We start from the raw sequence: 15,074 nt of genomic DNA, 5'->3' as shown, positions 1-15,074 counted from the left end.
GCGTCGGAGAGTGGCTGGGAACAACGTTGTCACATTCTTTCGATGGACAGCTGCGGTTTGTCAACTTCCACGCGCAGCCCTGTGAACCTCGTGCTGCACTGCGCAACCCGATCGCGGCGCCTCGTGCTGAATGCGCCGGAGGCCTTGGGCCATGTGCGGCAATGGTTCCAACGTGAAACCCGCACTCACGCCATGTAAACGTTTACTGCCTATCGCATTCGTTGCGATGCAGCAACGAAAGTGTCACGAACTCGTTGACATCGTTGTCAGCGGGGTTACAGACTCCGCCCCAATCGCCGCCCCCGATCCCGGGGCCGGCCCCACCTGCAGCAGGAGCCCGCGTGACCGCCAGCCACCCCGCCCCGGCCCATGTCCTGTCCCGAGTCGCGCCCTCGTTCCTGGCCGCCGACGTCGGTGGCACCCATGTGCGCGTTGCCCGGGTCCAGGCCAGCGGTGATGCTGCCCATCCGGTGCAGGTGCTGGAATACCGCAAGTACCGCAATGCCGACCATGCTGGCCTCAGCGCGATCCTGTCCGATTTCCTGGGTGAAGGCGTGCGTCCTACCCATTGCGTGGTCGCCAGCGCCGGCTATGCCCGCGAAGACGGCACGGTGATCACCGCCAACCTGCCGTGGCCGCTGTCAGCCCGCCAGGTGGAAGCCGACGTCGGCCTGCAGCGGGTCTACATCGTCAACGACTTCGAAGCAGTGGCCTACGCAGCCGCGCAGGTTGACGCCAGTGGCGTGCTGCACCTGTGCGGGCCGGACACCGCTGCCCGTGGCCCGACCCTGGTGGTCGGCCCCGGCACCGGGCTTGGCGCGGCGCTGTGGATTCCCACCGCGCACGGCCCGGTGGTGCTGCCGACCGAAGCCGGCCAGCCGACCCTGGCGGCCAGCACCGAACTGGAAATGGCCATTGTCCGCCACATGCAGCGTGACCGCGCCCACGTGTCGATCGAACACGCAATCTCCGGCCCGGGCCTGATGAACCTGTACCGCGCAGTGTGTGCGCTGCAGGACCAGGCACCGACCTTGGCCAGCCCCGACGCGGTCACCGCAGCGGCCATGGCCGATACCGATGCGCATGCGCGCCAGGCGCTGGATGTGTTCTGCGGCCTGCTCGGCAGCACCATCGGCGACATGGCCCTGTTCTACGGCGCCCATGGCGGCGTCTACCTGGCCGGCGGCATCCTGCCGCAGATCCGCGAATACCTGCGCGGCAGCACCTTCGTCGAACGCTACCTGCAGAAGGGTCCGATGGGCGAAGCGCTGGCACGCATCCCGGTGAAGGTGGTCGAACACGGCCAGCTGGGCGTGGTCGGCGCTGCCAGCTGGTACCTGCAGCAGCAGTCCGCCGCCTGACACCGCAACAGGCTTCAACGCAATCGCAGCACGCAGTACGTGGCACGCCAACGCACGGGACTTCGCCGCCGCCCCGCGCATGTCATCGCAACCGTAATCGAACACCGCCGCCGGCATCCATTCGAGTGATGAGGAGAGACATCATGAACACCCGCAAGACCCTGCTTTCGGCCGCCATCGTCAGCTGCATCGCCTTCAGTGCGCACGCGCAGCAGGCCCCCCAGACCGCCACCGATCTGGACACCGTCACCGTCACCGGCATCCGCGGTTCGATGGAAAAGTCGCTGGACACCAAGCGCGAAGCCAATGCGCGCGTGGAAGTGGTCACTGCCGAAGACGTGGGCAAACTGCCCGCGCACAACGTCGCCGACACCCTGCAGCGCCTGCCGGGCGTCAACATCAGTTCGTCCAGCGCCGATGAAGGCGGCTTCGACGAAGCCGACCGTGTCAGCCTTCGCGGCACCAGCCCGAGCCTGACCCAGACCCTGATCAACGGCCACACCGTCGGCTCCGCCGACTGGTTCGTGCTCAGCCAGGGCAACAACGTCGGCCGCAGCGTCAGCTACTCGCTGCTGCCGTCGGAACTGGTCAGCTCGGTGGAAGTGAACAAGTCCTCGCAGGCCAAGCTGCAGGACGGCGGCACCACCGGTACCGTCAACATCATCACCCGCAAGCCGCTGGAATTCTCCAAGCAGTTCACCGCTGAAGGCTCGATCGGCGCGGTGCGCTCGGACCAGGCCAAGTCGAACGACCCGCAGCTGTCTGCCCTGTTCAACTACAAGAACGATGAAGGCACCTTCGGCGTGATGCTGCAGGCCTTCAGCCAGAAGCGCGAGCTGCGCCGTGAAGCGCAGGAAATTCCGGGTGGCTTCTTCACTATCGAAGCCAACGATCCGGTGGCCAAGACCAACCCGGATCTGGTCGGCGTACAGGTTCCGGGCCTGCTGGGTTCGACCTTGTTTGAACAGACCCGCAAGCGTACCGGCGGCCTGGTTTCGCTGCAGTTCAAGCCGACCGACGATCTGAGCTTCGTACTCAGCGGCTTCAGCTCCAAGCTGGAAGCGAACAACTACAACCGCAACTTCATGATGTTCGGCAACAGCTTCGGCAAGTCGCAGGCGCCTGATCCGGGCTACGTGGTCAAGGATGGGGTGCTGACCCAGGCCAGCTACGTCGGCAAGCCAGGCACGAACTACGCGGTGTACGACATGATCTACCGCGAGTCGACGGCCAAGACCAACTACATCACCCTGGATGCCGACTGGCAGGTCAGCGAAAACCTGACTGCGAAGTTCCAGGCCGGTACCACCAAGGGCACTGGCGAAACGCCGCGCCAGTACATCGCAGAGCTGTTGACCGCCAACGGTGGTGGCGCCAGCTGGACCACCCATGGCAACGGCTCGCCCGTGGACTGGAATGTGGGGGGCGATATCAGCCCTGCCGGCGCCAGCTGGGGCGGTACCTGGGGTAACCAGCAGGTCACTGCGATCGACAAGGAAAAGTGGGCCAACGTCGATTTCAGCCAGTACTTCAATGCTGGCGTATTGAGCTCGATCGATTTCGGCGCCCGCTACGCCGACCACACGCGTGAAGCGAAGTCGCCGGAAGGCGCCACCCCGGGCAACATCTGGGACGCCTTGCGCGGCAGCCCCACCGCCAACTACCCGGGTGGCTTCGCCGGCGACATCGGCGGCAACTTCCCGCGCAACATCTGGTACTACACCCCGGCAGCGCTGCGCAATGCGGTGACCAACAATTCCGAATGGCTGTCGGGCAATGATGGTCCGGATGGCCGCCACAACTACGGCGCCGAATGGAAGGTGACCGAAAAGAACTTCGCTGCCTACGTGCAGGGCAATTTCAGCGGCGACCGCTGGAGCGGCAACGTCGGCCTGCGCTACGTCAACATCAAGCAGGACATCGATACCTACGCCACCGCCACGGGCTCGACCGTGCCGGACGTGAAGAGCCTGTTCGGTGCGTGGACCCGCGAAGCCTTCGAGAACAAGCACAACCGCGTGCTGCCGAGCGCCAACTTCAAGTACGACCTGCGCGACGACCTGGTGCTGCGCCTCGCCGCCTCCCAGACCCAGACCCTGCCTGACTACTCCGCACTGGGTGCGTCTTCGTACGGCTCGGATCTGAACCGCAAGGGCGGCGGCGGCAACCCGAAGCTGAAGCCGGTGATCTCGACCAACTTCGACGCCAACCTGGAGTGGTACTTCATGCCGCGCGGCATGCTGTCGGTCGGTGCGTACTCGATGCGCCTGAAGGACTACGTGGCCTTCAGCACCGAGAAGCAGATGCTGTTCAGCGAGCTGACCAACCGGCTCGAGGAGTACGACATCTCGCGTCCAAAGAACGCCGACGGCAAGGTACGCGGTATCGAAGTGGCCTATGAGCAGCCGATCGGCGAGTACTTCGGCGTCAACGCCAACTACACCTACGCCGATGGCAGCACCGAGCACACCTGGGCCGATGGCACCGACAACCTGCTGGGCACCTCGAAGAACACCTACAACGTGGGTGCCTACTTCGAGAACGACACCTTCGGTGCACGCGTCAGCTACACCCGCCGTTCGTCGTTCCTGATCGGCCTGTCCGGTGCCAACCCTTACTACCAGGATGACTTCGGCACGCTGTCGGCATCGCTGAGCTACAAGGCCACCGACTGGCTGAGCATCAGCTTCGATGCGCTGAACCTCAACAACCCGACCTACAAGTACTACCAGACCGCGGCCATTCCGACCTCGTTCTACAGCAACGGTCGCCAGTACTACCTCAACTTCCGCTTCAAGTACTGATCCAGCGGCGGCAACATCGCCGAGTCGTGCACGCACGCCGGGCCTGGGTCATTCCGGGCCCGGCGTTTTTCATGTATAGCGTTCATCGCACCGTTCCAAGGAGTCGTTCCGATGGTCAAGCCTTCCCGCGCCCGGATGCGCAGCGCACTGCTGCTGGGCAGCCTGTTCGCGATGCTGCCGGCGATGCCGGCACTCGCCGCCGATCCCACGCCCGTCGCTGAAGCTCCTGGCCCGCAGCTGCGCGCCGGCAGCCTGATGCTGATTCCCGCACCCACCCAAGTGCAAGCCGGCCAGGGCAGCGGCATCAGCGTACGCGCTGGCACTCCGCTGCATGCCGAAGGCGAGGCCGCGCAGCGGGTCGCCAGCCAGTTCGCCGACCTGCTGGCGCGCAGCGGAGGCCCGCGCCTTGCGCTGGCCAAGGGCAAGTCGGCCGCCCAGGACGGCGGCATCCGTTTCCAGATCATCCCGACCTTCCGCGACAGCGGTGAGGGCTACACGCTGGAAAGTACGGCGACGGGCGTGCTGGTGCAGGCTGGCAACGAGACCGGCCTGTTCTACGGCGCGACCACCCTCGCCCAGCTCGCCACCGGCGGCAGCAATGGGGTGCTGCCAGCGGTGCAGATCCAGGACGCGCCGCGCTTCAGCTGGCGCGGCTTCATGCTCGACTCGGCGCGGCATTTCCAGAGCCTGGACGAGATCAAGCGCGTGCTCGACGCGATGGCCGCACACAAGCTCAACACGTTCCATTGGCACCTGACCGATGACCAGGGCTGGCGCATGGAGATCAAGCGCTACCCGAAGCTGACCGAAGTGGGCAGTTGCCGCCTGCCGGCCGGCGACGGTGGCATCGATCCGGTCACTGGCCAGGAACATCCCTACTGCGGCTTCTACACGCAGGAGCAGATCCGCGAAGTGATCGCCTACGCCGCCAAGCTGCATATCCAGGTGATTCCGGAAATCGACGTGCCCGGCCATGCCACCGCCGCGATCGCCGCGTATCCGGAGCTGGGTTCGATCAGCACGCCGCTGAAGCCGATCAGCGAATGGGGCGTGTTCCCGAACCTGTTCAACGTGGAAGACAGTACCGTCACCTTCCTGGAGAACGTGCTGGAAGAAGTGATCGCGCTGTTCCCGGCCAAGTACGTGCACGTGGGTGGCGACGAGGCAGTGAAGGACCAGTGGGAAGCTTCGAAGCAGGTGCAGCAGCGCATGCGTGCGCTGGGCATCAAAGATGAGATGGCCATGCAGAGCCACATCATCAAGCGCCTGGAGACCTTCCTGGAGGAACACGACCGGCGCCTGATCGGCTGGGACGAGATCCTCGAAGGTGGGCTGCCGCCACAGGCCACGGTGATGTCGTGGCAGGGCACCGAAGGTGGGCTGGCTGCAGCCAGTGCCGGCCATGACGTGATCATGTCGCCGGTCGGCTACCTGTACCTGGACTACCTGCAGACCGCCTCGCCGAACGAACCGCCGGGCCGACCGACCCAGGTCAACCTCGGCAAGCTCTACAACTTCGAGCCGGTGCCAGCCGAGCTGGCGGCCGACAAGCGCGGGCACATCCTCGGTTTGCAGGCCAACATGTTCACCGAGCACACGCGCAGCTATGCGCGCCTGCAGCACAACCTGTTCCCGCGCCTGGCTGCGGTGGCCGAGACCGGTTGGAGCACGCCGGAGCATCGTGACTTCCGCGATTTTCTCGCACGCCTGCCCGCACAGTTGCAGCGTTACCGCGCCTGGGGCCTGGCCTACGCGCAGACCCCGTTCGAGGTGGGCGTGGACTACACCGATGATCGCGCGAGGAACACCGTGACCGTGTCGCTGGCCAATCCGCTGGGCTATGAAGTGCGTTACAGCACCGATGGCCAGCCGGTGACCGCGCAGTCGCCGCTGTACCAGCAGCCGCTGACCACGCCGCTGCCCGCCAACGTACAGGCCGCCGCGTTCTACCAGGGCCAGATGCTGGCCGCGAAACCGACCATCGCCACGTTCACCGCGCAGTCACTGCTCAGCCGCCGCAGTGATGAACTGCTCAGCTGCGTAGGCAAGAAGGGGCTGGTGCTGCGCCTGGAAGACGATGGCCCGCGCGAGGGAACGCGTGCAGTGTTCAACGTGGACATCTTCCAGCCGTGCTGGCGCTGGCCGCAGGCGCAGCTGGAGGGCGTCGGCAGCGTGGAGGTACGTGCTGGCCGCATTCCGTACTACTTCCAGCTGGCCCATGACGAACCCAAGCGCCGCTTCGAGAAGGCCAAGCGTGCGCATGGCGAGATGCTGGTGCGTCGCGGCGACTGCAGCGGCAAGGTGCTGGCTGAAGTGCCGCTGCCGGCCAAGCCGGATGCCGATGGCTTCGTGACGCTGCGTGCGACGCTGCCGAAGGGTACCCAGGGCACCGGTGACCTGTGCATCAACTTCACCGGCGACACGCGCCCGGCGATGTGGGTACTGGATGAGGTCACGCTGGGCAAGTAACGGCAGGTCTGTCCTGGTGGGTGCCGACCTTGGTCGGCACCTCGGGCAGTCCATCCACGCTTGGCGTGGATCTACTGAAATTCCATCCACGCTTGGCGTGGATCTACTGGTAGGTGCCAACCGTGGTTGGCACGCCTTTACCCCCGCCAGCGCAGCAGCAGGTCGCGCAGCGGGGTCAGCGCGGTGGCCATGCCGGCCAGCACGCCAATCGTGTTGGCCAGCGCATCCATCGGGTCGGCCATGCGGTTGCTGGTCAGTGCGCCCTGCGCGAACTCGATGCCGATGCCCATCAGCACCAGGCCCATGCCCACCCACAGCAGCGGGCGGCCGCGACGGAACAGCTGCACCGCGCTGCCGGCGAGGATGAAATAGGCGAGGAAGTGCTCGCCCTTGTCGCTGTTTTCCGGCAGCGGGATCGGCGGCGGCGGGATCAGGCAGACCACGATCACCAACAGCACCGCCAGCGCCCACAGCGCGGCCCACAGCCGCGGCCGCTGCAGCGGCTTGATCACCGGCAACACGTCACTCACAGGCGCCAGCTCAGGTCACCCAGCTCGAACGCCGGTTCGAAGTCGACGCCACGCTGCAGGCCGATAGCCTGGAAGCGCTCGCCCATCTCGGTCGGCAGGGTCAGCTTCTTCACCTGGTCACGCAGCTGGATGCGGCCGACCTCATCGGTGCGTTCCTCGGCCAGCAGCAGCACCTGGTCCAGGCCGTTGCCGAGCAGGAAACTGGCCTGGCTGCAGTAGCCAGCCAGCTCGAAGCCACCGTGCAGGCCGGCTTCGGCCAGCGCGGTGAAATCGACCGAAGCAGTGATGTCCTGCAGGCCCGGCCAGCGGTAGATCTCGTTGTGCACGTGCTGGCGATAGAACGCGCGCACGGTGCCGTCATCGCGATCTTCCATGTAGAACTCGCCACGGTTGTAGCCGTAGTCGACGAACAGCATTGCACCACGCTGCAGGCCACCGGCCACCGCCTGCAGCCAATACGGCAGCTGCGGCAGCACTTCGGAGCGGTAGCCCTCGGCAAAGGGCTTTTCCAGGTAGCGTTCCAGATGGCGCACCGCACCGTTGAGCAGGATGTCGGCCGGCTGCGCTCCGCGGATGAAGTTGCCATCGCCATCGAGCTCGACGGTCTCCTCGTACACCTCGCCGTCCCTGATCAGGAAGCGCGGAGTCGGCAGCGCATCGATCACCTCGTTGGCGAACACCACGCCCTCCCAATCCTCTTCGAACGGGCGGTCGACCCAGTCGACGCGCGCGGCCAGCTCGGCCGGCAGGTTCTGCTGCAGACGCTGCTGCTGGCGCTCGCGGAGGTCCGCACTGGGTTCGAGGATGGCGTAGCGCGCCGGCAGTGCGTCCAGCTCGGCCAGGCGCAGCAGCACGGCTTCGGCGAAGGCGCCGGTGCCGCCGCCCAGCTCCAGCATGCGCGCCTGCGCGCCCAACTGGGCGAGCACCGGGGCCAGTGCATTGGCCACGCTGCCGGCGAACAGGCTGCCGAGCTCGGGCGCGGTGGTGAAGTCGCCACTGCCGCCGAACTTGCTGGCGCCAGCGCTGTAATAGCCCCAGCCGGGGGCATACAGGCACAGCTCCATGAACCGCGAGAACGGCATCGCCCCGCCCTGCGCAAGGATTTCAGCGCGCAGGGCGGCGGCCAGCTGGTCGCTGTGGGCCAGGGCATCGGCTTCGGGCAGAGGGAAGGTGGGCTGCATGGCGTCTTCGAATGCGGTGACAATGGTGCACAGGATAGCCGAGCCTTGGAGGACCCTCGATGAGCGACACCACCCCCGTGGTCCTGATCACCGGCAGCGCGCGCCGGATCGGCGCGGCCATTGCCCGCCAGTTCCATGCCTGTGGCTGGTCGGTGGTGCTGCATGCCAACACCTCCAGCGCCGAGCTGCAGCAGGCCGCGTTCGATTTTGACAACGTGCGCCCCGGCAGCGTGCTGGCGCTGCAGGCCGACCTGCGTGACGCCGACGCGCTGACCGATCTGGTGGAACAGGCCGTGACCCACTTCGGCCGCCTGGATGCGCTGGTCAACAACGCCTCCAACTTCTTCCCTACCCCGCTGGGCCAGGTCACCGCCGAGGCGATGGACGAGCTTTACGCGGTCAATGCACGGGCGCCCCTGCTGCTGTCGCAGGCGGCAGCTCCGTACCTGCGCCGCCAGCACGGCTGCATCGTCAACCTGACCGACCTGCACGGCACCGACCCGATGCGCGACCACATCGCCTACACGATGGCCAAGGCCGCGCTGGAGATGGCCACCCGCTCGCTGGCGCTGGAACTGGCGCCGAAGGTGCGGGTCAACGCGGTCGCCCCCGGCGCGATCCTGTGGCCGGAACAGGGCAAGGACGATTTCGCCCGCGAGGCGCTGCTGGCGCGCACGCCGCTGGCACGGATCGGCACCGTGGAAGAGATTGCCGAGGCGGTGTACTGGCTGGTGGCCGATGCCAGCTTCGTCACCGGCCATACCCTGCGCGTGGATGGCGGGCGTACGGTCAGCTGAGGCGTTGCCGGGATGCACGATGGGGTCAGATCCCTTTTCCCGGCGGGAAAAGGGATCTGACCCCGTCATTCGAGCTCCACGACCTCGAACGCTTCGCCAAACTGCCTGTGCGCACGCCACAGCGTGGCCAGGTCCTGGCCGCTGACCGGGTCGACGAAGCCCGGCGCAATGTCCGCCAGCGGCTTCAGTACGAAGGCATGCTTCAGCTCCGGGCGAGGGATGCGCAGGTGGCCAGGGCCCTCCACCACCAGGTCGCCGTAGAACACCACATCGATGTCCAGGGTCCGGTCGGAGAAGCGCGGGCCACTGCGGTCACGCCCGTGCGCGTCTTCCAGCGCATGCAGCCAGTCGTCCAGTTCCTGCAGTGGCAGGTCGGTCTCGATCGCCACCGCATTGTTGAGGAAGGCCGGGCCATCGAAGCCGACCGCAGCGGTACGGTAGGCGGGTGACACCTGCAGCGCGCCGAAGCGCTCGCGCAGGGCCGTCACCGCGGCGTGGAGGTAGCGGCGGGGCTGGACGTTGCTGCCCAGGCTCAGGAGCACGGTGGTCATGCGGTTCAGGTGACGGCACTTGGGGGGGCGTGGACATGCCGTCGTCACGGCGGCCTGCCTACAATCCGGGACGCACATGATAGGGCACCGACATGACCTATTGCGTTGGAATCGAGGTGGACGAGGGCCTGGTCTTCGCCGCCGACACCCGGACCAATGCCTCGCTGGACGATGTGCGCGTGCACCGCAAGCTGCACGTGTTCGAGTACCCCGGCCAGGCAGCCTACGTACTGATGGCGGCTGGCAACCTGGCCACCACCCAGCTGCTGGTGTCGCGCCTGGTCCGCGACGCCGACGAGCGGCGTACGCCCAACCTGCGTGACATGGCCCACCTGTTCGAGGCCGCGGCCTACGTCGGCCAGTTGCTGGTCGACAGCCAGGTCAAGACCGAGCACAGCGAGCACGGCCATGACGGGGTCAACACCCAGGCCACGCTGATCTTCGGCGGCCAGGTTGCCGGTGAACGCCCAGGGCTGTACATGGTCTACCCCTTGGGCAACGCCATCGCCGCCTCGCCGGAGACGCCCTACCTGCAGATCGGCGAATCCAAGTACGGCAAGCCGATCCTCGACCGCATCCTCAGCCCGGCAACACGCCTGGAAGATGCCGCACGCACGGCCATCGTCTCGCTGGACTCCACCATCCGCTCCAACCTGTCGGTGGGCCTGCCGATCGACCTGGCGCTGCTGCGCGACGGCGAACTGCGCATCGGCCAGCAGCTGCGGCTGGGTGCGGATTCAGCGCTGTATGCGGACATCCACCAGAACTGGTCGCGGCGGCTGGAACAGGCGGTGGACAGCCTGCCGCGGTTTCCGTGGGAAACCGCCGAACGGTAGTGCCGGCCGCTGGCCGGCAACCGCAATGATCCCACCACACGCAGACGCCGGCCAGCGGCCAGCACTACCGCGGCGTCAGCCCAGCGCTTCGGCCACCGCGCGGAACACCTGCTGCATCTGCAGCGGCTTGCGCAGCACATGCACTTCCACGCCAGCGGGGAATGCATCGGCCGATACATCCACCGTTGCGTCTTCCAGCACCAGCGCCGGGCCGCGATAGCCCAGTACAGCCATCTCGCCCAGCAGCTGGCTGGCCGGCAGCAGCTTGGAACCGGCGTCGGCGATCACCAGTGCCGGCAACGCCTCCTGCTGCATCCAGCGCAGCGCCGCCGGACCATCGGACGCCAGTTGCAGCTGATAGCCCTGGCTGGACAGCGCATTGCCGAGCAGCGACAGGCGGGTGGCTTCGCCATCGACCACCAGGATCGACTGGCCACTGCCCAGCGCCACCAGCTGCTCGATCGGCTCGCTGCCATCAATGGCCTCATGCATCGGCAGACGCAGTTCGAAGCAGGTGCCCTGCCCCGGCTGGCTGCTGACGTGGATGCTGCCGCCGGCGCCTTCAACGATGCGCTTGCAGGAAATCAGGCCCAGGCCGGTGCCATCGGCCTTGGTGGTGAAGAACGGGTTGAACAGGTGCGAGAGCGTGTCCGCATCCATGCCGATGCCCTCATCGACCACACGGATCTGCATCCAGTCCACGCCATCGCGTTGGCCGGCATGGCTGGCGGTCAGGCTCAGCCGGCCCCCGTTGGGCATCGCCTGGATCGCGTTGAGCGCCAGGTTCAACATCACCTGCTGCAGCTCTGTGTAATTGGCATCGACCACCAGGCCCTGGTCCTGCACCTGCAGTTCCAGGCGCACGGCATCGGGCACGTTGCTGCGCAACAGGAGTGCCACCGCATCGAACAGGCCATCGATCTCGATGCGTTCACTCGGCTTGCGCGAGCCACGCACGAACGACAGCATCGATTCGGCCATCTCGTGGCCACGACGACCACACTCGGCGATGACGTCGGCCAGGTGGTGCAGCTGTGGATCGTCGGTACGGGCCTTCAGCAGGTCCGGCATGATCAGCAGCGGCTGCAGGATGTTGCGCAGGTCATGGCTGAGGCCGGCGGCGAGCAGCGACAGGCTTTCCAGCCGCTGTGCGCGCATCAGCTCGGTTTCCACGCGTGCGCGTTCAACAGCGCTGCGCGCCTCGCGGATCGCGCGCGCCACCGCCGACGGCAGGCGCGCCGGCAGGTGCTTGATGATGTAGTCGTTGGCACCCTTCTGCAGTGCCGCCACTGCGTTCTCCTCACCCATGGTGCCGGAGACGAAGATGAAGGGCACTTCCGGTGAGGTCTCACGCACGATGCGCAGTGCATCGTCACCGGAGAACCCCGGCATGCTCAGGTCGGACAGCACGATGTCCGGCACGAACGCAGCCAGCGCCTGGCGCAGCTCGACCTCGCTCTCGACACGCTCGAAACGGGCTTCCAGGCCCGCATCGAGCATCTGTTCGGACATCAGCTCGGCATCTTCCGGGGAATCTTCCACCAGCAGGATGCGCAGCGCCCCCAGGGCGGGACCGGTCAGGGGCATGGGCTCACTCGAGTTCCGGTGCCTGGTTGATCAACGCCCAGAACTTGCCCAGGGTCTGCACCGCGCCAAAGAACTGGTCCACGTCCACCGGCTTGACCACGTAGGCGTTCACGCCCATGTCCCAGCTGCGGGCGAGGTCGCTTTCCTCGCGCGAGGACGACAGGATCACCACCGGCAGGCGCTTGAGTTCTTCGTGCTCGCGGATCTGCCGCAGCACTTCCAGGCCATCCATGCGCGGCATCTTGATGTCCAGCAGCAGCACCGCCGGCAGGCCTTCCTCACGGTTGGCGAAGGCGCCGCGGCGCAGCAGGTAGTCCATCACTTCCACGCCGTCTTCGACGTGCACGATGGGATTGGCCAGACGCGCCTCTTCCAGAGCGTCGATTGCCATTTCGGCATCGGCCGGGCTGTCTTCGGCGAGAAGAATGGTGCGCAGAGTCGTCATGCAGAGGGACCTTGTTTGTCCGCGTCGATCGCGGGAGGCAGGTAGAAGTGGAAGGTGGCGCCGACGTCAGGCTCGGCTTCTGCCCAGATACGGCCGCCATGGCGGGTCAGCACGCGGCGCACGCTGGCCAGGCCGATGCCGGTACCCGGGTAGTCGCTGGCCTTGTGCAGGCGCTGGAACACACCGAACAGTTTGGCGGCGTACGCCATGTCAAAGCCTGCACCATTGTCGCTGACCGTGAACTGATGACCACCGTCGGGCTGCAGCTGGTAGTCCACGCGGATCTTTGCCAGCTCGCGGTTGCCCGAGTACTTCACCGCGTTGCCGAGCAGGTTCAGCCAGACCTGGCGGATCATGTTTTCATCGCCGACCACGATCGGCAGCGGTGCGATGCTCCACTCCACCTGATGCGCATGGCCGTTGTTTTCGGCCTCGGCCTGCAGGTTGGAATCGAGCATGGCACGGGTATCGGCCACCAGCGACTGCATGTCCACCGCCTGCTGGCGCATCGCCACGCGCCCCAGGCGCGAGTAGACCAGCAGGTCGTCGATCAGGGCTGCCATGCGCCGCGCCGAACTGGAGATCACTTCAAGGTAATGGCGGCTCTTGTCGTCGGCCTGCTCGCCCAGATGGCGCGACAGCTTGTCGGAGAAACCAGCAACATGGCGCAGCGGCGCACGCAGGTCGTGCGAGACCGAATAGCTGAACGCCTCCAATTCGCGGTTGACCTCCGATACCTGCGCCACCTTGCCCTCCAGCTGGCGGTTCAGCTCTTCCACGCGCAGCTGCACGGCCCGCTGCACGGTGACGTCACTGACGGTCATCAGCACCACCTCGTCATCGGTATCGGGCAGCGGCATGCGCCGGGCGTTGAGCAGCATGTAGCGCACCATGCCGTCGGCGGCGCGCTGTTCGTGCTCGAAGTCCCATAGTTCGCGGCCACGCAGCAGCACATCGGACAGTCGCTGGCGCATGACCGGATCCCGCCAGGCGCCATCACCGACCGATTCCAGCAGCAGGCCATCGGCACGCTCATCCTGCAACCCGTACAGCTCAGCAAATGCAGGATTGTGCAGCTGTACGCGCAACTCACGATCCAGCAGCACGATCGGCTCACGCACAGTCTGCAGTACCGACGCCGCGCGCGCGGCCGAGCGCTGCGATTGCTGCTCCGCATGCAGGCGGCGGCCGATCTGCCGCTGCAACAACCACAGCACCAGGCCCAGCAGGGCCAGCTGCACCACCAGCGAGCTCCAGGAAACAAACTCGGTCTGCCTGCGCTGGCGTGCGGCCTGCTCGGCGCGCAGAGCCAGCAACTTTTCCTCGCTGGCCTGCAGCTCCTCGACCAGGCCACGGATCGGGTAACGCGTGCTCAGGTCCTGCACCAGTTCACGCTGGTCGCTGTTCGGTTCGGACTTGGCCAGCTCGCGCGCGACCGCCAAGCGCCCGTCCAGCATCGACTCGATGCGGCCGATGCGGATCAGCTGTTCGGGATTGTCGCGGGTCATGCGGCCGAGCTGGGCCAGCCGGCCCGGTATTTCATTCGCTTTGGCCATGCGCTCACGCAGGCCCGGCGCGTCCACACCCTTGGACAGCGTCAGCGCAGCCGATTCGACATCGCGGACATCGGCCTGCAGCTGTTGCAGGGCCACGCCCACGGCCTGGGTGTGGCTGACCCAGGCCATCGCTTGTTCGTTGTCCTGCTGCAGTTTGCGCAGGGTCAACCACGGCACCACGATGATCGCGGCAGCCGCCAGCGCCAGGGCCGGCAATCGCCAGCGATCCCAGACGTCATCACTGAAAACCTGCGCCATAGTTCCTCGTCAGCACGGCCGCGGAGCGTAGGCCGATACCGGCCCGGCTGCGGCGGAACGGGCAATATAGCGCAGGCGGTCACAACTCTGGAGTTTCCAGCCTGGTTGGCTGAACGGGCTCCGGAAACCCACGGTAGGGCCGGGCGGGGCCGTCGGCTCTGCTTCGTAGAGTCGAGGTCGCTCGACTGCTCGGGCGGTTGACTCGGGGTTGATCTGCAGTGGAGCGAGCCGAGGAAACTCGAATCTACCCGGGCAGTGGGCGCCCCATGCGGGGCGCCCACCGGGTTCAGCGCTTGGCGGCCGCGCTGACCTTCAATGCGGCGGCATCGACGCGGGTCACGCCCTTGATGCCCTTGGCAGTTGTGACCGCCTTGTCTTTCTCGGCCTGGGTGGCCACGGCACCGCTCAGGCTGACCACGCCATTCACCGTTTCCACCTTGATTTCGGTGCCCGGGACGTTGCTGCTGGCCAGCAGGTCGGCCTTCACCTTGGTGGTGATCCAGCTGTCGGTCACCGGCTCGTTGGAATCATGGCGGTCGGCGTGGGTGGCCGGATGAGTGCTGGTCGGCGGGCTCTTCGCGGCCGGATCCTTGGCGAATGCGGCCGAGGAGGACAGCGCCAGGCCCAGCGTCAGGGCGGAAGCAATCAGCGTGCGGGTGGTATTGCTCATCGTGTCGTACTCCTTCGGGATGTGCTGCC

Annotated in this window: 12 protein-coding genes; 5 read left to right on the top strand and 7 right to left on the bottom strand. The window is 66.3% G+C overall.

Translation table 11 applies throughout. The features are described 5' to 3' along the window. The first annotated feature begins 341 nt into the window (after positions 1-341). The 3 genes from DI041_RS06150 (at position 342) to DI041_RS06140 (ending at position 6,634) form a co-directional block, all read left to right on the top strand. Positions 342-1,361 carry a glucokinase family protein gene (locus DI041_RS06150; protein WP_136638960.1) on the top strand — a complete coding sequence of 340 codons (1,020 nt, stop codon included), beginning with the start codon at positions 342-344 and terminating at the stop codon, positions 1,359-1,361. A 143-nt stretch (positions 1,362-1,504) separates the two neighbouring features. Next, positions 1,505-4,165, top strand: coding sequence for a TonB-dependent receptor (locus DI041_RS06145; RefSeq protein WP_136638959.1), 2,661 nt, complete (start codon positions 1,505-1,507; stop codon positions 4,163-4,165). Positions 4,166-4,276: 111 nt separating this feature from the next. Continuing rightward, complete coding sequence (locus tag DI041_RS06140; RefSeq protein ID WP_136638958.1) at positions 4,277-6,634, top strand: beta-N-acetylhexosaminidase; 2,358 nt, start codon at positions 4,277-4,279, stop codon at positions 6,632-6,634. 137 nt (positions 6,635-6,771) lie between these two features. On the opposite strand, the gene DI041_RS06135 is transcribed toward DI041_RS06140, so the two are convergent. After that, entirely contained in the window at positions 6,772-7,164 is a 393-nt protein-coding gene (locus DI041_RS06135; protein ID WP_136638957.1) for a VanZ family protein, read from the bottom strand. Further along, on the bottom strand, positions 7,161-8,345 hold the full coding sequence (locus tag DI041_RS06130) for a class I SAM-dependent methyltransferase (RefSeq protein WP_046986316.1): 1,185 nt from the start codon (positions 8,343-8,345) through the stop codon (positions 7,161-7,163). Before DI041_RS06130 ends, DI041_RS06135 begins: the two co-directional genes overlap by 4 nt. Positions 8,346-8,404: 59 nt before the next feature. On the opposite strand from DI041_RS06130, the gene DI041_RS06125 reads away from it, so the two are divergent. Then, positions 8,405-9,142, top strand: coding sequence for a pteridine reductase (locus DI041_RS06125; protein WP_006391894.1), 738 nt, complete (start codon positions 8,405-8,407; stop codon positions 9,140-9,142). A 65-nt stretch (positions 9,143-9,207) separates the two neighbouring features. On the opposite strand, the gene folK is transcribed toward DI041_RS06125, so the two are convergent. Further along, positions 9,208-9,693, bottom strand: a complete 486-nt coding sequence (folK, locus tag DI041_RS06120; RefSeq protein ID WP_136638956.1) for a 2-amino-4-hydroxy-6-hydroxymethyldihydropteridine diphosphokinase — start codon at positions 9,691-9,693, stop codon at positions 9,208-9,210. 92 nt (positions 9,694-9,785) lie between these two features. Between folK and DI041_RS06115 the strand changes: the two genes are divergently transcribed. Further along, the gene (locus tag DI041_RS06115) at positions 9,786-10,529 is read left to right on the top strand and encodes a proteasome-type protease (protein ID WP_046986314.1); all 744 of its coding nucleotides are present in this window, start codon (positions 9,786-9,788) and stop codon (positions 10,527-10,529) included. Positions 10,530-10,604: 75 nt separating this feature from the next. Here the strand turns inward: DI041_RS06115 and DI041_RS06110 are convergent, their stop codons facing one another. The 4 genes from DI041_RS06110 to DI041_RS06095 all read right to left on the bottom strand — a co-directional run bounded on the left by DI041_RS06110 (position 10,605) and on the right by DI041_RS06095 (position 15,045). Further along, positions 10,605-12,116, bottom strand: a complete 1,512-nt coding sequence (locus tag DI041_RS06110; RefSeq protein ID WP_012512119.1) for an ATP-binding response regulator — start codon at positions 12,114-12,116, stop codon at positions 10,605-10,607. Positions 12,117-12,120: 4 nt separating this feature from the next. Then, on the bottom strand, positions 12,121-12,561 hold the full coding sequence (locus DI041_RS06105; protein ID WP_005411057.1) for a response regulator: 441 nt from the start codon (positions 12,559-12,561) through the stop codon (positions 12,121-12,123). Further along, positions 12,558-14,375: a sensor histidine kinase gene (locus tag DI041_RS06100; protein ID WP_136638955.1), complete on the bottom strand. Its 1,818-nt coding sequence runs from the start codon at positions 14,373-14,375 to the stop codon at positions 12,558-12,560. Before DI041_RS06100 ends, DI041_RS06105 begins: the two co-directional genes overlap by 4 nt. A gap of 286 nt (positions 14,376-14,661) precedes the next feature. Then, positions 14,662-15,045, bottom strand: a complete 384-nt coding sequence (locus DI041_RS06095; RefSeq protein ID WP_012512120.1) for a BON domain-containing protein — start codon at positions 15,043-15,045, stop codon at positions 14,662-14,664. Positions 15,046-15,074: the final 29 nt, after the last annotated feature.

Source organism: Stenotrophomonas maltophilia, assembly GCF_004920835.1.
Taxonomy (GTDB): domain Bacteria; phylum Pseudomonadota; class Gammaproteobacteria; order Xanthomonadales; family Xanthomonadaceae; genus Stenotrophomonas; species Stenotrophomonas maltophilia_AQ.
The sequence above is the reverse complement of the archived record's forward strand: the minus strand, read 5'-3'. Positions and strand labels throughout refer to the sequence as shown.

Bases quoted from the DNA above. Each gene is read 5' to 3' on its own strand.
- DI041_RS06145 (WP_136638959.1), top strand. From the start codon at position 1,505: ATGAACACCCGCAAGACCCTGCTTTCGGCCGCCATCGTCAGCTGCATC.
- DI041_RS06140 (WP_136638958.1), top strand. From the start codon at position 4,277: ATGGTCAAGCCTTCCCGCGCCCGGATGCGCAGCGCACTGCTGCTGGGC.
- DI041_RS06130 (WP_046986316.1), bottom strand. From the start codon at position 8,345: ATGCAGCCCACCTTCCCTCTGCCCGAAGCCGATGCCCTGGCCCACAGC.
- DI041_RS06125 (WP_006391894.1), top strand. From the start codon at position 8,405: ATGAGCGACACCACCCCCGTGGTCCTGATCACCGGCAGCGCGCGCCGG.
- folK (WP_136638956.1), bottom strand. From the start codon at position 9,693: ATGACCACCGTGCTCCTGAGCCTGGGCAGCAACGTCCAGCCCCGCCGC.
- DI041_RS06115 (WP_046986314.1), top strand. From the start codon at position 9,786: ATGACCTATTGCGTTGGAATCGAGGTGGACGAGGGCCTGGTCTTCGCC.
- DI041_RS06110 (WP_012512119.1), bottom strand. From the start codon at position 12,116: ATGCCCCTGACCGGTCCCGCCCTGGGGGCGCTGCGCATCCTGCTGGTG.
- DI041_RS06105 (WP_005411057.1), bottom strand. From the start codon at position 12,561: ATGACGACTCTGCGCACCATTCTTCTCGCCGAAGACAGCCCGGCCGAT.
- DI041_RS06100 (WP_136638955.1), bottom strand. From the start codon at position 14,375: ATGGCGCAGGTTTTCAGTGATGACGTCTGGGATCGCTGGCGATTGCCG.
- DI041_RS06095 (WP_012512120.1), bottom strand. From the start codon at position 15,045: ATGAGCAATACCACCCGCACGCTGATTGCTTCCGCCCTGACGCTGGGC.